The organism is Amycolatopsis alkalitolerans, from assembly GCF_006152065.1.
GTDB lineage: Bacteria > Actinomycetota > Actinomycetes > Mycobacteriales > Pseudonocardiaceae > Amycolatopsis_E > Amycolatopsis_E alkalitolerans.
Genome location: NZ_VDFW01000005.1, coordinates 93,706 through 113,328 on the forward strand (window position 1 = coordinate 93,706; position 19,623 = coordinate 113,328).

General features: G+C 70.4%; 21 protein-coding genes. 12 read left to right on the forward strand and 9 right to left on the reverse strand.

What is annotated here, in order from left to right:
- Positions 1 to 4: 4 nt before the first annotated feature.
- From FG385_RS08065 to FG385_RS08100, 8 genes are all read left to right on the forward strand, one after another.
- Entirely contained in the window at positions 5 to 712 is a 708-nt protein-coding gene (locus FG385_RS08065) for an anti-sigma factor family protein (protein ID WP_139095998.1), read from the forward strand.
- 186 nt (positions 713 to 898) lie between these two features.
- On the forward strand, positions 899 to 2,320 hold the full coding sequence (locus FG385_RS08070) for a DUF1996 domain-containing protein (RefSeq protein WP_139095999.1): 1,422 nt from the start codon (positions 899 to 901) through the stop codon (positions 2,318 to 2,320).
- 59 nt (positions 2,321 to 2,379) lie between these two features.
- A complete protein-coding gene (locus FG385_RS08075) occupies positions 2,380 to 2,934 on the forward strand; it encodes a sigma-70 family RNA polymerase sigma factor (RefSeq protein ID WP_139096000.1) in 555 nt (184 codons plus the stop codon).
- Complete coding sequence (locus FG385_RS08080) at positions 2,931 to 3,590, forward strand: anti-sigma factor (protein WP_139096001.1); 660 nt, start codon at positions 2,931 to 2,933, stop codon at positions 3,588 to 3,590. Before FG385_RS08075 ends, FG385_RS08080 begins: the two co-directional genes overlap by 4 nt.
- Before the next feature lie 147 nt (positions 3,591 to 3,737).
- A complete protein-coding gene (locus FG385_RS08085; protein ID WP_200834358.1) occupies positions 3,738 to 4,415 on the forward strand; it encodes a response regulator transcription factor in 678 nt (225 codons plus the stop codon).
- Entirely contained in the window at positions 4,412 to 5,551 is a 1,140-nt protein-coding gene (locus FG385_RS08090; RefSeq protein ID WP_200834359.1) for a sensor histidine kinase, read from the forward strand. Before FG385_RS08085 ends, FG385_RS08090 begins: the two co-directional genes overlap by 4 nt.
- 86 nt (positions 5,552 to 5,637) lie before the next feature.
- A complete protein-coding gene (locus FG385_RS08095; protein ID WP_139096002.1) occupies positions 5,638 to 5,919 on the forward strand; it encodes a type II toxin-antitoxin system Phd/YefM family antitoxin in 282 nt (93 codons plus the stop codon).
- Positions 5,916 to 6,320, forward strand: a complete 405-nt coding sequence (locus FG385_RS08100; RefSeq protein ID WP_235022443.1) for a type II toxin-antitoxin system VapC family toxin — start codon at positions 5,916 to 5,918, stop codon at positions 6,318 to 6,320. Before FG385_RS08095 ends, FG385_RS08100 begins: the two co-directional genes overlap by 4 nt.
- Before the next feature lie 40 nt (positions 6,321 to 6,360).
- Here FG385_RS08100 and FG385_RS08105 read toward each other — a convergent pair whose 3' ends face one another.
- From FG385_RS08105 to FG385_RS08125, 5 genes are all read right to left on the reverse strand, one after another.
- Complete coding sequence (locus tag FG385_RS08105) at positions 6,361 to 8,469, reverse strand: 3-hydroxyacyl-CoA dehydrogenase NAD-binding domain-containing protein (RefSeq protein WP_139096003.1); 2,109 nt, start codon at positions 8,467 to 8,469, stop codon at positions 6,361 to 6,363.
- On the reverse strand, positions 8,466 to 9,659 hold the full coding sequence (locus tag FG385_RS08110) for a thiolase family protein (protein ID WP_139096171.1): 1,194 nt from the start codon (positions 9,657 to 9,659) through the stop codon (positions 8,466 to 8,468). The genes FG385_RS08105 and FG385_RS08110 overlap by 4 nt, the downstream gene beginning before the upstream one ends.
- A 161-nt stretch (positions 9,660 to 9,820) precedes the next feature.
- Positions 9,821 to 11,059 (reverse strand): ribonuclease D, encoded by a 1,239-nt coding sequence (locus FG385_RS08115; protein ID WP_139096004.1) that lies wholly within the window; start codon positions 11,057 to 11,059, stop codon positions 9,821 to 9,823.
- Positions 11,060 to 11,127: 68 nt separating this feature from the next.
- Positions 11,128 to 11,844 carry a response regulator gene (locus FG385_RS08120; protein WP_139096005.1) on the reverse strand — a complete coding sequence of 239 codons (717 nt, stop codon included), beginning with the start codon at positions 11,842 to 11,844 and terminating at the stop codon, positions 11,128 to 11,130.
- 414 nt (positions 11,845 to 12,258) lie between these two features.
- Entirely contained in the window at positions 12,259 to 12,822 is a 564-nt protein-coding gene (locus FG385_RS08125) for a DUF3000 domain-containing protein (protein WP_200834360.1), read from the reverse strand.
- A gap of 86 nt (positions 12,823 to 12,908) precedes the next feature.
- On the opposite strand from FG385_RS08125, the gene hemE reads away from it, so the two are divergent.
- The 4 genes from hemE (at position 12,909) to FG385_RS08145 (ending at position 16,500) form a co-directional block, all read left to right on the forward strand.
- Positions 12,909 to 13,988, forward strand: coding sequence for a uroporphyrinogen decarboxylase (gene hemE, locus FG385_RS08130; RefSeq protein ID WP_200834361.1), 1,080 nt, complete (start codon positions 12,909 to 12,911; stop codon positions 13,986 to 13,988).
- Positions 13,985 to 15,358: a protoporphyrinogen oxidase gene (gene hemG, locus FG385_RS08135; RefSeq protein ID WP_139096007.1), complete on the forward strand. Its 1,374-nt coding sequence runs from the start codon at positions 13,985 to 13,987 to the stop codon at positions 15,356 to 15,358. The genes hemE and hemG overlap by 4 nt, the downstream gene beginning before the upstream one ends.
- Positions 15,359 to 15,362: 4 nt before the next feature.
- Positions 15,363 to 16,055, forward strand: coding sequence for a hydrogen peroxide-dependent heme synthase (hemQ, locus tag FG385_RS08140; RefSeq protein ID WP_139096008.1), 693 nt, complete (start codon positions 15,363 to 15,365; stop codon positions 16,053 to 16,055).
- A gap of 160 nt (positions 16,056 to 16,215) precedes the next feature.
- A complete protein-coding gene (locus FG385_RS08145; RefSeq protein WP_139096009.1) occupies positions 16,216 to 16,500 on the forward strand; it encodes a type II toxin-antitoxin system VapC family toxin in 285 nt (94 codons plus the stop codon).
- A gap of 77 nt (positions 16,501 to 16,577) precedes the next feature.
- Here FG385_RS08145 and msrB read toward each other — a convergent pair whose 3' ends face one another.
- The 4 genes from msrB to FG385_RS08165 are packed head-to-tail and all read right to left on the reverse strand — an operon-like array spanning position 16,578 to position 19,588.
- Positions 16,578 to 17,000 (reverse strand): peptide-methionine (R)-S-oxide reductase MsrB, encoded by a 423-nt coding sequence (msrB, locus tag FG385_RS08150; RefSeq protein WP_139096010.1) that lies wholly within the window; start codon positions 16,998 to 17,000, stop codon positions 16,578 to 16,580.
- 10 nt (positions 17,001 to 17,010) lie between these two features.
- Positions 17,011 to 17,322: a hypothetical protein gene (locus FG385_RS08155; RefSeq protein ID WP_407645470.1), complete on the reverse strand. Its 312-nt coding sequence runs from the start codon at positions 17,320 to 17,322 to the stop codon at positions 17,011 to 17,013.
- Positions 17,322 to 18,839 (reverse strand): serine/threonine-protein kinase, encoded by a 1,518-nt coding sequence (locus tag FG385_RS08160; RefSeq protein ID WP_139096173.1) that lies wholly within the window; start codon positions 18,837 to 18,839, stop codon positions 17,322 to 17,324. The genes FG385_RS08155 and FG385_RS08160 overlap by 1 nt, the downstream gene beginning before the upstream one ends.
- Before the next feature lie 20 nt (positions 18,840 to 18,859).
- Positions 18,860 to 19,588: a TVP38/TMEM64 family protein gene (locus FG385_RS08165; protein WP_139096012.1), complete on the reverse strand. Its 729-nt coding sequence runs from the start codon at positions 19,586 to 19,588 to the stop codon at positions 18,860 to 18,862.
- Between the last annotated feature and the right edge of the window lie 35 nt (positions 19,589 to 19,623).

Consider the following 19,623-nt stretch of genomic DNA (forward strand, 5'->3'; position numbering starts at 1 on the left):
CGAGGTGGGAGGGGTCGCGCACACCGATATCGCCGCCTACGTGCTGGGTGTCCTCGACGAAGCCGACAACGCGGTCTTCGAGGCGCATTTGGCGGACTGCCCGCACTGCCAGTTCGATCTGCTCGAGTTCTACGAGTTGCCGGAGATCCTCACCGAGGTCCGCAAGTACTGGCCTGATCCGCCGATCCCGCAAACGCGGCCGCTGGACGGGATGTTCGACGAACTGGCCCGGATGCGGCGCCGCCGCAAGATCCTGGTGCGCGTGGCGGGTGCCGTCGCGGTCCTGCTCGTCATCGTCGGCCCGCTCATCACGGTCGGGCTGCTGCGGTCCGGCTCGGCGCCGGCCGGCCAGGCTCCCGGCCCGGCCGCCGCGAGCGCGCCCCAGACACCGGACATGGTGGGCACGCCCAGCATGTTCTCGGGCAGTGAAGCCGGAAAGTCCTTGCTGGCACAGGTCATCGTGCAGCCGACGGAATGGGGCGCGAACGTCGACCTCGTGCTCGGCGGGGCTCGCGGGCCGCAGTCGTGCCGGCTCGTGGCCGTACCGTGGGCCGGACCCGAGCAGGTCGTCACCAACTGGTCGGTGCCCGGACCCGGGGCCGCGGCGGATCCGCTGCGCATCTCGGGCGCCACGTCGCTCGCGCCGGCTGAGATCGCACGCTTCGAAATCTGGACGACGAGCGGTGAACTGCTCGCGACGATCCCACGCTGACCGGCATTTATAACGGCGAGATAACGGCCAGATCGCGTTTTGAACTACCTGAGTGCGGTCTCCGTACTCCTTGGTGACGGGCCTCGGGGGCCTTCTCCGTCACCACTCAGTCCGCATCTTCGCCTTGGCGGCCGCCCCCGACCCGGGGGCGCCCCTGGGCGCGACCCCGAACGAGGTGAGTACTGCATGGCCCGCAACCAAGGCCGGCACCGCATCGCCAGGAGAACCAAGATCGCCACCGCAGGCGTCGGGCTTGCGATCGCGACCGGCGGGGTGGTCGTCACGACGACCACCAGCGACACCGGCAGCGCCAGCGCCGACGCCGTCGACAAGTCCTTCTTCGTCGACATCACCACCGTGCGGCCCAACGTCAAGACGCCGCAGCCAGGCCGTTCCGCCTCGGCAGGCACGTTCACCGTCGACTGCGGCAAGAACGAGAACCAGCACTTCAACCCAGACAACTTCATCGCGCAGCCCGGTGTCCGCAATGGCGCCCAGCACCTGCACGACTACGTCGGCAACCTGACCACCAACGCCGATTCGACCGACGACAGCCTCCTGGCAGGCGGGACGACCTGCAAGAACGGCGACAAGTCGGCCTACTTCTGGCCGGTGGTCCGGATCGACACCGGCGACCAGCAGGAGAGCACGACGGCGACCTCGGCCCGGCAGACGTCGGCCGGCAGCACGCAGGCCGGCGCGGCGCCCGCGGTCGACTGCCCGGACGTGGCCGGCCGGCTGCCCGGCGTCCCCGGCCAGGCGAGCGCGGAGGTGAACGACAACCTCGCGCAGCTGAACCAGCAGATCGCCGACGCCGACCAGCGGCTGGTGACCAGCCGGGGCCAAGGTGGCCCGGACTTCGTCCAAAACGCGGTCCTCGGACCGCTGCGCGACAAGCGCCAGGCCGCCATCGACCGGATCAGGCTCGCGATCGGCCGGGCCGGGAAACAGGCGTGGCTCGACCGCGGCCTCGCCAACTGCGGGGTCAAGGGCCGTGGCGGGAACGGGTCCACGACCACCGCGACCTCGGCGAGTGAGCTGCCCGGCGTGAACGACAAGAACGAGATCGCCGGCAATGACGGTGAGATCCAGCGCCCGGCCACGGTTTCGCTCACCTTCCGCGGGAGTCCCGTGACGCGGGTCCGGGCGATGCCGCAGTTCCTCCGGGTTCTCTCCGGCGACGCGAAGGAGGGCACGAACGGGCCGGCGAACGCCAGGCCTGCGTGGACGTGCACCGGGTTCGAGGACCGCCTGTCCGGCAAGTACCCGATCTGCCCGGAGGGCAGCAAGGTCGAGCGGATCCACGACTTCCCGAGCTGCTGGGACGGCAAGAACACCGACAGCGCCAACCACCGGACGCACATCGTCTTTCCCGACGAAAACGGCCGGTGCGGGCGCGGGTTCGTCGCCGTGCCGCAGCTGCGGGTGACCCTCACCTACGACATCCCGCGCGCGGTGCAGCTGGCCGGGCAGTACAAAGTCGACTCTTTCCCCGAAGAGCGGCACAACCCGCTGTCCGATCACGACGACTTCGCCAACGTGATGTCACCGCAGCTGATGAGCCGCGTCGTCGGCTGCATCAACCAGGGCCAGACCTGCAACGAGTGACCCCTAGATACGGCGTAGCCCGGGCGACCCGGGCTACCGGGAGAACAAGGAGTGACCGGATGCCGGCGCTATGGGCCCGCAAACGAGCGGCGGTCGCCGATGAGGCACTGATCCGATCGCTCTACTCCGAACACGGACGTGCGCTGCTCGCCTACGCGACACGGCTGACCAACGACCGGGCCGCCGCCGAGGACGTCGTCCAGGAGACCCTCGTCCGGGCGTGGCGACATCCCGATTCGCTCGTCAACGGCAAGGGATCGGTGCGCGGGTGGCTGCTCACGGTCGCCCGCAACATCGTCACCGACCGGTACCGCGCGAAGGCGGCCCGGCCGGCCGAGGTGGCCGAAACCCCGGTCACCACCGCCGTCCAGGACGATCACGCCGATTCGGTGGTGACCTCGATGGTGGTGCTCGATGCGCTGGAACGGCTGTCCCCGGAGCACCGGGACGTGCTGACCGAGATCTACTTCCGCGGGCACAGCGTCGCCGAAGCGGCCGAGCATCTCGGGGTCCCACCGGGCACGGTCAAGTCGCGGTCGTACTACGCGCTCAGAGCGATGCGGCAGACCTTCGGCGGGAGCCGTCAGGTCGCACTGTCCGAGGTGGCGGGGTGAGCGAAGAACAGCAGCTGGGCGCTTACGTGCTCGGCGCGGTGGACCGGCGGGAGAGGCGTGCGATGGAGCAGCACCTGGCTTCGTGCCGGCGCTGCCAGGCGGAGCTGGCGGAGCTGCGGATGGCGCGTGCCGCACTGGACGTGCTGCCACCCGAGGCGATGCTCGAGGGCCCGCCCGACGGCGGGGACCTGCTGCTGCAGCGCACACTGCGAAGGATCCGCCGGGAGAAGGGCCGCGAATCCGGGCGGCGCCGGGCGATGGCCGCAACCACGGCCGTCGTGGTCGCCGTCGCGTTCACCGGCAGTGGCATCGCGCTCGGTCGCATGAGCGCGACGCCAGGGGTGACGCAGACCGCCGGCACCAGGACGGCGTCGGCGACGGACGCGGCGACCGGCGCGAGGATGACGGTTTCGGTCCGGCCGGCCGCGGGCTGGGTCCGGGTCAGCGCGACGGTCGCCGGAATCCCGGCGGGGCAGAAATGCCGGCTGTTCGTCGTGTCACGTGATGGCACCCGGCAGGAGGCGGGGAGCTGGCTCGTGCCCGGCACCGGCCACGGCACCGAACTCGACGGCGCCGCTTTGGTCGCGTCCGCGGACGTGAGCGGCGTCGAGGTGGAGAACTTCGACGGGCGGAAATATGTGTCCGTCACACTCTGAGAGGTCGTACTGTGCCGGTCGTTACCAAGCCGACCGTCAGCCACGGCCATCTCTGGAACGTAGGCCGGCTTCCTGTTGATCGTGTCGGCCTACTTCCTGGTCGGCTTGGTAAGGCTCTTCTCAGGAATCTGTGGCACGGTGGTTGACGTGCGGATTCTGGTAGTCGAGGACGAAGAGCCGCTCGCGGACGCGATCGCCCGTGGGCTGCGTCGTGAGGGTATGGCCGTCGACGTCGCGCTGAACGGCGACGACGGGCATGAGAAGTCGAGCATCACGCGCTACGACGTGGTACTGCTCGACCGCGACCTGCCCGGAATGTCCGGTGACGAGCTGTGCAAGGAGATCGTCGCCTCCGGTGAGCTGACCAGGGTCCTGATGCTGACCGCGAGCGGCACGGTGTCCGACCGGGTCGAGGGCCTGTCCCTCGGCGCGGACGACTACCTGGCCAAACCGTTCGCGTTCCCCGAACTGGTCGCGCGGGTGCGCGCGCTCGGCCGCCGGGCCACCCCGGCCGCGCCGCCGCTGCTCACCGCGGGTGACGTCGAGCTGGACCCGGCCCGCCGTACGGTGCGTCGCGGCGGCGAGTCCGTCGAGCTGACGCGTAAGGAGTTCGGCGTGCTGGAGGTGCTGATGGCGGCCAAGGGCGCCGTGGTCAGCAGTGAAGAGCTGCTCGAGCGGGTGTGGGACGAGAACGCCGACCCGTTCACCACGACCGTGCGCGTGACGGTCATGACCCTGCGCAAGAAGCTGGGCGAGCCTGGCATCATCGAGACCGTGGTGGGATCGGGATACCGGGTGCCGGACGCCGGTTCGACGAAGGGGTGAGCCCGCGGGCGGGCCTGCCACAGGTGAACAGCCTGCGGGCGCGGATCACGCTGCTCGCGACCGGGCTGGCCGCCGGGGTGAGCGTGGTGCTGCTGTGGCTCGCCTGGACCCTCGTCGGCGACGCGGTCGGGGCCGTGCCCCAGCTGCCGCCCGGTACGACGGTTCGCGTCGACGGCGTGGATGTGGATGCGTCCACGCTGGCCGCACACCTGCGCGAGCATGCGCGGGACAAGGTGCTGCTGTTCGGTTCGATCGCGTTCTTCTGCGTCGTCGCCGCGACGGCGATCCTGGCCTGGACGTTCACTTCGCGGGTGCTGCGGCCGCTGCGGGAGATCACCGGCACGGCCCGGCGGCTGTCGGTCGAGTCGCTCGGCGAGCGTATCGGTGAGGTCGATTCGAAGGGTGAGCTGACGGAGCTGGCGCATACGTTCGACGCGATGCTCGACCGGTTGCAGGCGGCGTTCGAAGCGCAACGGCATTTCGTCGCCAACGCCAGCCACGAGCTGCGCACCCCGCTGTCGGTGATCCGGACCGAGCTCGACGTGACACTGTCCGATCCGGACGCGGACGCGGCCGAGCTGCGGCGGATGGCGAACGTCGTGCGGGACGCCACCGAGCGCGCCGGGCAGCTGGTGAACTCGCTGCTGCTGCTCGCCCGCACCGACGGTGCCGGCCTCGCCGTGAACGAGCCCACGGACCTGGCGACGCTGGTGTCGAGCGCTTGGCGCGCGGTGCGGGGAGAGGCGGATCAGCGCGGGATCCAGGCGCGGTTCGCGACGGAACCCGCGAGCGTGCACGGTGATCCCGCGCTGCTGGAACGGATCGCGGGCAACCTGCTGGAGAACGCGGTGCGGCACAACGTCGAACGAGGGTGGATCGAGGTCACCACGCACCAGGGCGAGCGGTGGTCGACGCTGCGCGTGCGTTCCGCCGGGGGTCTGGTGGACCCGGCGACGGTGGCCGAGTTGTTCGAACCCTTCCGCCGGGCCGGGGTCGCCCGCACGGCGCGATCCGGAGCCGGGTTGGGGTTGTCGATCGTGCGCGCCGCGGCCGAGGCCCACGGCGGCGTGGTCTCGGCGGAACCCGTTGTGGGGGGCGGATTGTCGGTGACGGTGCTGCTTCCGGCAGGCGGTTGAGCGGCTTCACTCTTTTCGGCGACCGCGGACGGCCGCGGTGTAGCACGTCCGTAGCGCTTGTGGCACGATTGCGCTATCGTGGTCGTATGGCACAGACAATCGGTCAACGCGAGCTCCGCAACGACAATGCGGAGATCATGCGGCGGGTGGAAAAGGGCGAGAGCTTCGTCGTGACCCGCAACGGCAAACCCATCGCGGATCTCATTCCGCACCAGGTCGAGCGGCGACCCACGAGGACACTGAGAGAGATCCAGGCAACCTTCGCGAAGCTGCCACCGATGGATCTCGAACGCTGGCGGCGCGAGCGCGAGGAGGACGACAAGATCTTCGGTCCTGACTATCCGGAAGATCCTTGGGAGCGTCAGTGAGCGGTTCGGGCCAAATGCTACTTGATACCTGCTCGGTCATCGACCTCGAAGAGATCGATCTCGGGGAGCTTGGGGCGGCCACCGATCCTGCCGTGAGTGCCGTGACCATCGCCGAACTGGCCTATGGCATCGACATTGCCGATCCTGTGGAGCGGATGGTGCGCACCGAACGGTATTACGGTGCGCTCAATCAGTTCGAGGTTCTGCCGTTCGACATCACGGCCGCGAAGCTGTACGGCACCCTGGCCGCGCTGCTCCGCCAGTCGGGCCGGGATCCCCGTCCACGCCGGATGGACCTGCAGATCGCGGCCACGGCCGCGGCTCATTCGCTCCCGCTCATCACCCGCAACGGCAAGGACTTCGCCGGTCTCGAACGCGCCGTCCAGGTCATCACCGTATGACGAAGGGCCCCGCACGTCGAGGGCGTGCGGGGCCCGCACGTCAGGCAGGGACAGACGCGACGCCTGGGGCGAGGAACGGCTTGCCCGTCACCTTCGCCGAGACGCCGGTGCGGTCCAGGTACGGCGTGATGCCGCCGAGCCAGAACGGCCAGCCCGCGCCGAGGATCAGGCACAGGTCGATGTCCTGCGCCTGGACGACCACGCCCTCGTCGAGCATGATCTTGATCTCCTCGGCGATCGCGGCCAGCGCGCGCTCGCGGACCTCCTCCGCCGTCGAGACCTTGTCGCCCTGCTGCCACAGCGCGGCGACCTCCGGGTCGACGGTCTGGTTCCCGGAGGAATCCCACTGCCAGACCGCGGTCTTGCCCGAATCGACGAACCGCTTGAGGTTCTCGCTCACGCCGAACCGGTCCGGGAACGCCGCGTGCAGCGTCTCACCGACGTGCAGCGCGATCGCCGGGCCGACCAGTTGCGTCAGCACCAGCGGCGACATCGGCAGGCCCAGCGGGTCGAGCGCGTGGTCGGCCACCTCGAACGGCGTGCCCTCGTCGATCGCGGTCAGCACCTCGCCGAGGAACCGCAGCAGCAGCCGGTTCACTACGAACGCCGGCGCATCCTTGACCAGCACGCTCGACTTCTTCAGCTGCTTGCCCACCGCGAACGCCGTCGCGAGCGAAGCGTCGTCGGTCCGCTCTCCCCGCACGATCTCCAGCAGCGGCAGCACGGCCACCGGGTTGAAGAAGTGGAACCCGACGACCCGATCGGGATGCCGCAGCTTCGAGGCCATCTCGCTCACCGACAGCGAGGACGTGTTGGTCGCGAGGATCGCCTCCGCGGAAACGTGCTGCTCCAGCTCCCCGAACACCTGCTGCTTGACGCCCATCTCCTCGAACACGGCTTCGATCACGAAGTCCGCGTCCGCGAACGCAGCCTTGTCAAGGGAACCGGACACGAGTGCCTTCAGCCGGTTCGCCTCGTCCGGCGAAATACGAAGCTTGGCTCGAAGTTTGTCCAACTCACCGTGCACATAGGACACGCCCTTGTCGATGCGTGCCTGGTCCACGTCGGTGAGCACGACCGGTACCTTGAGCCGCCGCACGAACAGCAGCGCCAGCTGCGAGGCCATCAGACCTGCCCCCACGACGCCGACCTTGTTGACCGGGCGCGCCAGCGACTTGTCCGGCGCGCCGGCCGGCCGCCGTGCCCGCTTGTTGACCAGATCGAACGAGTACAGCCCCGCGCGCAGCGTGTCGCTCATCAGCAGCTCGGCCAGCGCGTCGGTCTCCACCGCGTACCCCGCGTCGAGATCGTTGTTCCGCGCCAGCTCCAGCAGCTCCACGGCCTTCGTCACGCCCGGCGAGGCACCGTGCGTCTTCCCGTCCACAATGGACCTCGCGCGGGCGACCGCGGCGTCCCAGCCGGAGCCGCGGTCGATCTCGCGGCGCGGCACGGTGATCTCGCCGCGCACGACCTTCGACAGCCACGCGAACGACTGCTCGAGGTAGTCCGCCGAGCCGAGCACCTCGTCCACGATGCCCAGCTCCGCCGCCTTCGCGACACTCAGCATCTTGTTCTGGTTCAAGGCGTTCTCGATGATCACCGTGACCGCGGCGTCCGCGCCGATGAGGTTCGGCAACAGCTGCGTACCGCCCCAGCCCGGGAACAGGCCCAGGAACACCTCGGGGAACGCGATCGCGGCCGCGTTCTCCGACAGCGTCCGGTAATGACACGACAGCGCGAGTTCGAGCCCGCCACCCATGACCGCGCCGTTGACGAAGGCGAACGTCGGCACCTTCGAGTCGGTCAGCCGCCGGAACACCGTGTGCCCGGTCTCGGCGATCTCCCGCGCGAGCGCCGGGTCGGACAGGGCCTCGACCCCGGACAGGTCCGCGCCCACGGCGAACACGAACGGCTTGCCGGTCACCGCGATCGCGGCGGGCTCGGCGGCGAACGCCTCGTCGAGGGCGGCATCGAGGCTCATCAACCCCTGCGGGCCGAAGGTCGAGGGCCGGGTGTGATCGTGCCCGTTGTCGAGGGTGATCAGCGCGACCGGCTTGTCCAGTCCGGGCACGCGCGCCAGGCGCGTGACGGCCCTGGTCACCACCTCGTCCGGGAACGCCGCTTTTGCTTGCTCGGCGGTGAAGGTCACTTGTCACTCCCGTTGTAGTTCGGGTTCTCCCAGAGCACGGAACCGCCCATGCCGATACCGATGCACATCGTGGTCAGCCCGTAGCGGACCTCGGGGTGCTCGGCGAACTCGCGCGAGAGCTGGGTCATCAGCCGCACGCCCGACGAGGCCAGCGGGTGGCCGCAGGCGATCGCGCCACCCCACGGGTTGACGCGCGGATCGGTCTGGTCGATCCCGAAGTGGTCGAGGAACGCCAGTACCTGCACCGCGAACGCCTCGTTGATCTCGAACAGTCCGATGTCCGAAATGGACAGACCGGTGCGGGCGAGCAGCTTCTCGGTGGCCGGTACCGGGCCGATGCCCATCACCTCGGGCTCGACCCCGGCGAAGGAGTAGCCGACCAGGCGCATGCCGACGGGCAGGCCCAGCTCGTGCGCGGTGTCCTCGCCGGCGAGAATCGCGCCGGTAGCGCCGTCGTTCAGCCCCGCGGCGTTGCCCGCGGTGACCCGCCCGTGCGGGCGGAACGGCGTCTTGAGCTTCGCCAGCTGTTCGACCGTCGTGCCCGGGCGTGGCGGCTCGTCCTCGGTCGCCAGGCCCCAGCCCAGTTCCTGGTTGCGGATCGCGACCGGGACGAGTTCGGGGCCGATCTTCCCCGCCTTGACGGCGTCGGCGAAACGCTCCTGGCTCTGCGCGGCGTACTCGTCGGCACGCAGCTTGGTGATCGCGGGGAAGCGGTCGTGCACGTTCTCCGCGGTCTGGCCCATCACGAGCGCTGTCGGGTCGACCAGCTTGTCGGCGACGATGCGCGGGTTCGGGTCGACACCCTCGCCCATCGGGTGGTGGCCCATATGCTCGACCCCGCCCGCGATCGCGATGTCGTACGCGCCGAACCCGATGCCGCCGGCGACCGCGGTCACCGCGGTCATCGCGCCCGCGCACATCCGGTCGATCGCGAAGCCGGGCACGGATTTGGGCAGCCCGGCCAGCAGCGCGGCGGTGCGGCCGATGGTGAGGCCCTGGTCGCCGATCTGGGTGGTCGCGGCGATCGCGACGTCGTCGACGCGCTCCGGGGGCAGCTCGGGGTGCCGGCGCATCAGCTCCCGGATGACCTTGACGACGAGATCGTCGGCGCGGGTGCCGGCGTAGATGCCCTTGTCGCCGGCCTTGCCGAACGGGGTGCGCACCCCGTCGACGAACGCGACGGTGCGCACCGCGCGGGGCTGGGATGCCGCCAGGGGTGTTGCGGCCACGGTTGCTCCTCGGAGAAGAAGTAGAGGCTGTACACTCGCACCATAGCCCTGGTTACCCGCGGGTAACCAGGGTGGCTCCCCGGTCGAGTGGGTCACGCCACTCCGCGGAACGCGTACGGCGCCTACTTCTTCGCGGTCGCCTGCAGCGCCGTCGATAGCTCGCTCGCGGTCAGCTGGACCTGCCACGGTCGTGCACCGCCGATGCTCAGCACCTCGGCGACGCCCTCGGGCGAGGTGTCGTCGGGCCGGCGCCAGCAGGTGCGGCGCAGCAGATCGGGCAGGAGCAGGTTCTCCACCGGCAGCTGGTGATGTTCGGCGATCCGGTTCAGCACGGCCCGCGCCGCGGCGAGGCGGGCGGCCGCGTCCGGGTCCTTGTCGGCCCACCGGTTGGCCGGGGGCGGGCCGTCGTTGGGCTGGGTCGGATTCGGCAGCTGCTCGCGCGGCAGCGCCCGCGCCGCCTCGAGATGCCGGAACCAGTTCGCGGTGTAGCGCCGCTGCACGCGGCCGCCGAAAACGGGCAGCGCCTGCAGTTCGGCGACGGTCTTGGGCTCGGCCAGCACCGCGTTGATGATCGCGCTGTCCGGCAGCACCCGGCTCGGGGCACGATCACGCTTGCGAGCCAGTTCGTCGCGCGCCTCCCACAGCGCCCGCACGGTGGCGAGCCCGCGCGCGGTGCGGACCTTGTGGATACCGGAGGTGCGGCGCCACGGCTCGGTCCGTGGCGCGGGCAGGGGAGCCGTCCGGACGGCCTCGAACTCCTGCTGCGCCCATACGAGCTTGCCCTGCGCGGCCAGTTCGGCCTCGAGCTTCTCGCGCAACTGCACGAGCAACTCGACATCCAGCGCCGCGTAGTTCAGCCAGTCCACCGGGAGCGGCCGCTTCGACCAGTCGGCGGCGCTGTGGCCCTTTTCGAGGCGGTAGCCCAGCAGTCGCTCGACGAGGGTGCCCAACGCCACCCGCTCGTAGCCCGCGAGCCGGCCGGCCAGCTCCGTGTCGAACAGGCTCGCCGGGCTCAGTTCCAGCTCGGCCAGGCACGGCAGATCCTGCGAGGCGGCGTGCAGCACCCACTCCTCGCTGTTGATGACGCTCCGGAGCGGCTCCAGTTCGCCTTCGAGTGCGACGGGGTCGACGAGCATGGTGCCCGCCCCGTCACGTCGCAGCTGGACCAGGTAGGCCTTCGGCCAGTACCGGTAGCCGGACGCACGTTCGGTGTCGACCGCTATTGCCCCGGTCCCCTCGGCGAGTTGTTCGCAGGCGAGGGCGAGCTCAGTGGGGTTGGAGACCACGGCGGGAGTTCCGTCAGCCGGCTCCTGCAGCAGGATCGGTTCAGCACTCTCCGGCTCGTGATCTGCGGTTTCCACGGTTTTCCACCCTACGGGACGGGCAGGCCGCGCCTGGCGCGCCCGTCCCGCAGAGCGTTCTGCGTCGGTCAGCGGATGACGCCCGCGCGCATCGCCAGCGCCACCATCTGCGCCCGGTCACCGGTGCCGAGCTTGCGCCCGATCCGCGACAGATGCGACTTGACGGTGAGCGCGGAGAGGCTGAGCTCCTCGCCGATCTCCTTGTTGGACTGACCGTCCGCCACGAGCTGGAGTACCTCCACCTCACGTGCGGACAGTTCCCGCGGGGTGTTGTCCGTGCCCGGCACCCGGGTTCCGGTGGCGAGCACCGGAGCCACACTGGGGTCGGCGTACACGCCGCCTTCGAGGACCCGCCGCACGCCGTCCGTCACCACCATGGGTGAGGCCGACTTGAGCAGGTACGCCTGGGCTCCCGCCTGGAACGCCGAGCGCACCGCGTACGGATCGTCCGAGGACGCCAGTACGACGATGCGAGGCCAGCCGTGGTTACGGAGCTCGGTGACGAGCTCGATGCCCGAACCGTCAGGCAGCCCGAGATCGAGGATCGCCAGGTCGCATGGACCTGTCGCGGTGGCCCGCGCCCTCGCCTCGGCTACCGTGGCGGCCTCGTGGACGGTGCCCGCTCCCATTTGAGCGAGTCGTGCGGCGATAGCCTCCCTCAGCAACGGGTGGTCATCGACCACCAGTACGGAAAACAGCTCTTCCCGCGGGTGCGGAACCATGCTCGCCGGCAAAGCACCGGCTGGCGTGGATCTGACGGCCTGAGATAAGCCGACGGCAGCCACGTCACTACCTCCCTGGAGTCGGTCGTGCCCCCCGACCGGCACCGGGACTTTCGGCCAATCAGCCGCGCCAGCTCTAGACCGAAAGTGGTGTCGTCGAAGGAGCACTCTAGCCGTCTCCGGGCGTTCGCGGGGGGATCGAACGGGTATCTATCCCGATCGAGTAGTTACTAACTGGTGTCCTTGTAACACGAACGGGTGAATAGACGACCTGTGGCTAACGGCTTGCGGAGCGAACACGATAGAGCACAGTTGGTAGCACGCCAGATGCTCGTGCATACGGGCCGTGCATCTGCCCGGGCATCAAATGTAGCGGGCGCCGACCCCATCTGGGAGAGCATTCATCAGTTCGCAGTAAAGCGTTCGCCGGCGGTTCGCGTGCGCGCGAACCCCTCGATCGAGGGACTCAGGAACGGCCTACGACCCCTCGCGGCGGCCGAAGAGGGTGACCCCGACCGGGGGAAGCCCGGCGACGCTCGACATGAGCTGCAGGAACGCCTCGCCGTGCGGTTCGAGCCGCCCGTCGAGCGGGGTCCACGATGCCCTCAGCTCCAGGTCGTCGCTCCGAGCGGGCCCGGCGATCTCGCCGAAGCGGGCCGAAGAGGTTTCGGTGACGGTGCCGCCCAGCGCCGTGTACGGGGCGCCGGAATGGTCGAGCGCGTCGGTGAGCCAGGACCAGCCGACGGCGGGCAGGAACGGGTCGGTCGCGAGTTCGCGGTCCAGTTCGGCCCGCACGTAGACCACCAGGCGCAGCGTGCCCTGCCAGGTCTCCTGGCCTTCGGGGTCGTGCAGCAGCACGAGCCGTCCGGTCGCCAGCACGTCGGCCGGACCGGTGGTCTCGCAGCTGAGCGCATGTGCCCACGGGGCGAGCCGCTGCGGGGCGCGCACGGTCTCCAGCGTCATCTCCGGCCGGGCGCGAAGGGCTCGCAAGGCCGCGACGGCTTCACGGAAGAGTTCGGGCGCTTGCGTCATCGCGGTCACCGTGCGACTTTAGGCCGGAATCCCAGGCGGAACGCGTAGACGCGCCGAAGGACGGCCCGGTCCGGGGCCGTGGCACGATGAAGACGATGTCTACTTCCGCCCCGTCGCGCCGGCGGCCGGCCCAGCGCGATCTGTCCACCGCCCCGTTACTGGCCGCCGCCCGCGGCGAGCGGCCCTCGCGGGTGCCGGTGTGGTTCATGCGGCAGGCCGGCCGGTCGCTGCCCGAGTACCGCTCGCTGCGCGAAGGCGTGCCGATGCTCGAGGCCTGTTTCGACCCCGAGATGCTCGCCGAGATCACGCTGCAGCCGGTCCGCCGGCACGGGGTGGACGCCGCGATCCTGTTCAGCGACATCGTGGTGCCGCTGTTCGCGGCGGGCGTCGACATCGACATCGTGCCCGGGACCGGGCCGGTGGTCGCGAAGCCGGTCCGCTCCGCCGATGCCGTCGCGGCGCTACCCCTACTGGAGCCGGACCAGGTCGCCGCGGTGGCCGAAGGCGTCGGGCTGCTGGTGGAGCGGCTGGGTGAGACGCCGCTGATCGGGTTCGCCGGTGCGCCGTTCACCCTCGCGTCGTACCTCATCGAGGGCGGGCCGAGCCGCAGCTACGAGCACACCAAGGCGCTCATGCACGCAGACCCGGCGCTGTGGCACGCGCTGGCGGGCAAGCTCGCCGATATCGCGCTCACCTTCCTGCACGCGCAACTGGACGCCGGCGCCGACGCGGTCCAGCTGTTCGACTCGTGGGCAGGCGCGCTGTCGTTGCGCGAGTACCGCGAGTTCGTGCTGCCGCATTCAGCGAAGGTGCTGGGCGGGCTCGCGGACTATGACGTACCGCGGATCCACTTCGGGGTCGGGACGGGCGAGTTGCTCACCGCGATGCGCGAGGCCGGGGCGGACGTGGTCGGGGTCGACTGGCGGATTCCGCTGGACGAGGCCGTGCGGCGGCTGACGGCGGCCGGTGGTCCCGCGCCCGCGGTGCAGGGCAACTTCGACCCGGCGCTGCTGGGTGCCCCGTGGCCGGTGATCGAGGCGGAGACCCGCCGGATCGTCGCGGAGGGCCGCGCCGCCGCCGGGCACATCTTCAACCTGGGCCACGGGGTGCCGCCCGGCACCGACCCCGCGGTGCTGACCAGGATCGTCGAGCTGGTGCACGGGATCGAGCCATGAGGGTAGCGGTCGTCGGTGGCGGGATCTCCGGGCTGACCGCCGCCTACCGCCTGCGGGCAGGGCTCGGTGACGGGGCCACGATCACCGTGTTCGAGGCGGGTCCGGGCCTCGGCGGCAAGCTGCGGACGATCGAACTGGCCGGGCAGGCCTACGACGTCGGCGCGGAGGCCTTCCTGGCGCGCCGGCCCGAAGCGCTCGCGCTGGTCGAGGAGACCGGGCTCACCGAACGGCTCGTGCATCCGACGAAGGCGCGCTCGACGGTGCGCGCGGGCGGTCAGCAGGTCGCCATGCCGGGCGGCACCGTGATGGGCGTGCCGGGGTCCGTCGAGGCCGTCGCCGGGGTGCTGTCCGAGGACGGGCGTCGCCAGGTCGCGGCCGAGCCGGAGTTGCCGCCGGTACGGCTCGAGGGCGACGTCGCGCTCGGTGAGCTGCTACGCGCCCGGTTCGGCGACGAGCTGGTGGACCGGCTGGTCGATCCGCTGCTCGGCGGTGTGTACGCGGGCGGAGCCGACGGGCTGGGCTTGCGGGCGACCGTTCCCGGGCTCGCGACCGCGATCGGCCAGGGCGCCCGCTCGCTGACCGAGGCCGCCGCTTCGCTGATTCCGAAGTCCACCGGCGACGCGCCGGTGTTCGGCACCCTTGCCGGCGGCCTGGGCACGCTCGTCGACAGGCTCGTGGAGCTGGCGAAACCCGAGCTGCGGCTCAACACGCTCGTCCGTGGGCTGACGCGGTTGCCGTCGGGGTTCCGGCTGGAGCTGGTGGACGAGACCGTCGAGGTGGACGCCGTGCTGCTGGCCGTCCCAGCACCGGCCGCGAGGCGGCTGCTGGCGGACGTCGTGCCCGCGGCGTCGGCCGCGCTGAGCGAGGTCGAGGTCGCGTCGATGGCGGTTGTCGCGCTCGCATTGCCGCCGGACGCCGCGGTGCCGGACGCGTCCGGGGTGCTGATCGGCGTCCATGAGGGGCTGACGTCGAAGGCGTTCACGTTCTCGAGCCGCAAATGGGCGCATCTGAACGACGGCCCGCTGCTCGTGCGCGGTTCGGTCGGGCGGTTCGGCGAACCCGGCGCGCTCAAGGCGGACGACGAGGAGCTGATCCGGCTCGTGCGGACGGATCTCGCCGAGCTGACCGGGGTGACGGCCGAGCCGGTCGACACGTACGTCATGCGCTGGGGCGGCGGGCTGCCGCAGTACGGCGTCGGGCATCTCGACCTCGTGGCGCGCGTCGAACGAGCCGTGGCCGAGGTGCCCGGGCTCGCGATCGTGGGGGCGGCGCTGCACGGCGTCGGGATCCCCGCGTGCATCGCGACGGCGGGAGCGGGCGCGAGCCGCATCACCTCGGCGGCCGGTCACGGGCAGCCAGTGCCATCATGAACATATGGCGCGCCTGAACTACACCGAGCTCAACGACACCATCCGCTACACCGCCTGGTCCGTGTTCCGGGTCGAGCCGGGCCGGCTCCCCGAGGATCGCGGCGCCGTGGCGCGCGAGACGACGGAGTACCTGGATGCCTTGGAGGGCAAGGGTGTCGTCGTGCGCGGGGTGTACGACGTGTCGGGGCTGCGGGCGGATGCGGACTACCTGATCTGGTGGCACGCACAGGAGCCCGAGCAGGTGCAGGCCGCGTACACCGGCTTCCGCCGTACGCCGCTCGGCCGGGTCTCGACGCCGGTGTGGAGCCAGTTCGCGCTGCACCGGCCCGCGGAGTTCAACAAGAGCCACGTCCCGGCGTTCCTGGCCGGTGAGGAAGCCCGCAAGTACGTCTGCGTGTACCCGTTCGTGCGTTCGTACGAGTGGTACCTGCTGCCGGACGAGGAGCGCCGCGCGATGCTCGCCGAGCACGGCAAGATGGCGCGCGACTACCCCGACGTGCGGGCCAACACGGTGGCTTCGTTCGCCCTCGGCGACTACGAATGGATCCTCGCGTTCGAGGCCGACGAGCTGCACCGGATCGTCGATCTCATGCGGCATCTGCGCGGCAGCGAAACGCGGCGGCATGTGCGTGAGGAGATCCCGTTCTACACCGGCACGAGGGTGCCGCCCGCGGAGCTGATCGCGGCCCTGCCGTAGTGGCCGTCGTCGGCCTGCTGGACGAGATCGCGAGCTGGACCGGGCAAGTCGCTGCAGGCCTACATGCAGGAGCAGACGAGTGTGATCGCCCGCCGGGCGCGCAAGAAGGCCGCGCTCGATGCGGCGCGGGATGTGCTGGCAAGGGACACCGGGACCCGGGGTGAACGCCCCGCACCTCGTCGACGCCGAGGTCGGGGACGTGCTGCGTCGGATGGTGCCTCACGGTCGGTTGCGCGCCGAGACCGCGGAGACGGCGCTAATGTCGCTGAACAGCCTTGTCGACGCCCGATATGCGCATGTCGGCGCTCTTTCGCGGGATGCGTGGGATTTGCGGGATCGCGTGCGCTTCTACGACGCCCTGTACGTCGCGCTGGCGGCCCGGCTGGAGCTTCCGTTGCTCACCCGCCGACGTGACGCTCGCCAAGGCGCCGGACCTGCCGTGTGAGGTCGAAATCGTGTGAGCCCGCCGGGTCAGCGCGGGGCGGCCTTCACCTTGGCGGCGACGGCCAGAGAGGCGCCGGGCTACTCCGCCGGCTTCAGGCGCAACGAGATCGAGTTGATGCAGTAGCGCTGGTCGGTCGGCGTCGGGTAGCCCTCGCCCTCGAAGACGTGGCCCAGGTGGCTGTGGCAGTTCGCGCACAGCACCTCCCTGCGCACCATGCCGAGCGAGCGGTCCTCGCGGATGATCACCGCGTCGGAGTCCGCCGGGTCGAAGAACGACGGCCAGCCGCAGTGGCTTTCGAACTTCGTGTCGCTACGGAAGAGTTCGGCGCCGCACGCGCGGCACTCGTACACGCCTTCGGTCTTGGTGTCGGTGTACTCGCCGGTGAACGGGCGCTCGGTGCCGGCCTCGCGGAGCACCGCGTACTCCTGCGGGCTCAGCTGCGCGCGCCACTCCTGCTCCGACTTGACCACGCGCGGAGCGGATCCGGTGACAGGTTCCATGCCTTGCAGGTTACCCGGCGGTCAGCCACTCGATCGCGTGGACGACGATGTCCCACGAGGCCACGACCACCCCGAACACGATCAGCACGACGATCATCGCGGCGACCCACCAGCGCAGACCACCGGCCCGGCTGGAGGACTCCGCGAAGTCGGCGACGCGGTCGAGCGAGGCCTCGATCGTGAAACCCGGCTCACAGCGCCGCATGCGCTCCAGATGTGCGGCGAAAGCCCGCACTTCGGGATCTTCGGGGTCCAGCCCGATCAGCTCGTCGTCGAACCGAGGGTCGCGCTCGGTCTCGGCCATACCCCCACGGTAGGCCATCAGCCGATCTGGGTGTTCGCGTCGATCCGCAGACCTTCCGCGGTGTTCACCACTCGCCAGTGCACCCGGTTGCCGTTGATCGTGACGTACATGTCGACCGAACCGTCGGCGTTCGGCCCGTTGTCGGCCAGGATCTGGCGGTACGAGTCGATCTGGTGCGCGAGCCAGTAGGACTGGAAGTCCTGCAGCGAGCCGTACACGCCCTGCGCGGCCGGCGTCAGCAGCGCCCAGGCGTTGGCCGTGCCGGCGGCGTCCAGGTAGGTCTTGACCATGTTGCCGGCCTGGCCGTAGTTCGGGGTCCCGCCCGTGTTCGGCGTCTGGCCGAGCGGGGCCGCGTTCACCGGGCTCGCGGAGCTCGACGGCGGTGCGGTCGAACTGGACCCGCCGGGCGGCGTCGTCGTCGCCCCGTTGTCACCCGAACCGCCCGAGTTGAGCACCAGGAACAGCACGACCCCGACCACGACGACGGCGGCCGCGACCGAGCCGATCAGGATGCCCTTGCGCCGCGCCGCAGCCGGATTGGCCTGGCTCGCCGGGCGGTCCGGCGGGATGAACGCCGCGGTGGGGGTGCGCGGTGACCGCGGCTGGACGGGGGCGGCGGTGCGCTGCCACGGCGGGCGTTCGGCCGGCGCCGGGTCCATCGGGATGGCGGCCGGTTTCGGACCCGGGCCGTACAGCGGCGGGGACACGCGCGTGGCCGCCGTGTCCTCCTGCTCACCCGAGGCGAGCGCGGCCAGCCTGTCACGCGCCTCGGCCATGCTCGGGCGCTCGTCCGGCTCAACCCGCAGCAGGTTCATCAGCAGCGCGGTCGCCTTGCCCGACTGGCGCGGCGGGATGACCTGGCCGTTCGCCGCGGTGTAGAGCAGCGCGAGCTGGTTGCTGCTGTTGCCGTACGGCGGCTGGCCCTCCAGCGCGTGGTACAGCGTCGCGCCGAGGGAGAACACGTCGGAGGCCGATGACGGGTCCGAGCCGCGGGCCAGTTCCGGCGCGAGGTACGCGGGGGTGCCCCCGATGAGGCCCGTCTGGGTCAGGGTGAGGTCACCGGCCGCGCGGGAGATGCCGAAGTCGGTGATCTTCGCGGTGCCGTGCTCGTCGAGGAGGACGTTCGCGGGCTTGATGTCGCGGTGCACGATGCCGGCGCGGTGCGCGGCGACGAGCGCCGACGCGACCTGCTCACCGATGCGGGCGACCTGGCCGAGCGGGAGCGTGCCCTGCCCGGCGATCACCGCGGACAGGCTTTTCGACGGCAGGTACTCCATGACGAGGCATGGGTCGCCGTCCTGCTCCGCGACATCGAAGACGACGATCGCGTTGGGATGCTGGAACCGTGCGGCGTTCTTCGCCTCGCGCATCGCCCGTTGCCGCATGCTGCTGCGCTCGGCCTCGGACATCCCCGGCTGGGCGAGAATCTGCTTTACCGCCACGGCACGTTCGAGGCGCTCGTCAACCGCGCGCCACACGACGCCCATGGCGCCGCTGCCGATGTGCTCAACGAGGCGATAGTGCCCTGCGATCAGCTGACCGGTGTCGATGGCGACTACTCCTCGGAAACTGCCTGCATTTCTGGGTCTGATCGAGCGCGCACACCCTCCTCGCGCACCGCGTCGAGTGTAGCGGGCTGTTCCGTCGGCCTCCCGTAAGACGCCCCGCGCGCGACCTTGATCAATCCGAGCGCCCCCACCAGCGCGAATCCGAGGTAGCACGCGAGCAGGGCCGGGGGCGTGCCGCCGGTGAGCGCGTCACCGAGCACGACGACCGCGATCGTGCCGGGCAGGCTGCCGAGAACGGTGCCTGCCAGATACGGAAACGGCCGTACCGAGAGGATCCCGCAGCAGTACCCGAACGGCGCGAAGGGCACCACGGGGATCAGCCGCAGTGAGGTGATCGCGAGAATCCCGCCGCCGGCCAGGCGTTCGTCCACCGCGCGCACGGATTTCCGGCCCAGGTGCGCCGAAACCAGGTCGCGGCCGAGCAACCGGGCCAGCCCGAAGCCGAGCAGCCCGGAGACCGCGGTCGCGATGATCGAGACGCCGATCCCCGCCGCGGTACCGAGAAGCAGCCCGGCCGCGAGATTGAACACCGTGCGTGGAATGGGAATCACGGTGAGAAGTGAATAGGCGGCGAGGAAGAGCAGCGCTGTCGCCGGGCCCGTGCCCGCCGCCCAGTCGCGCAATTGCGCGGGCGTGGGCAGCGGCACCACGAACGCGACGGTGACGACAGCCGCGAGCACGGCGAGCGCGAGGGCGAGTTTTGTCCGGCGGGGCACGCGCTCCACGGTATTGCACGCGAATTCCGGTCTCG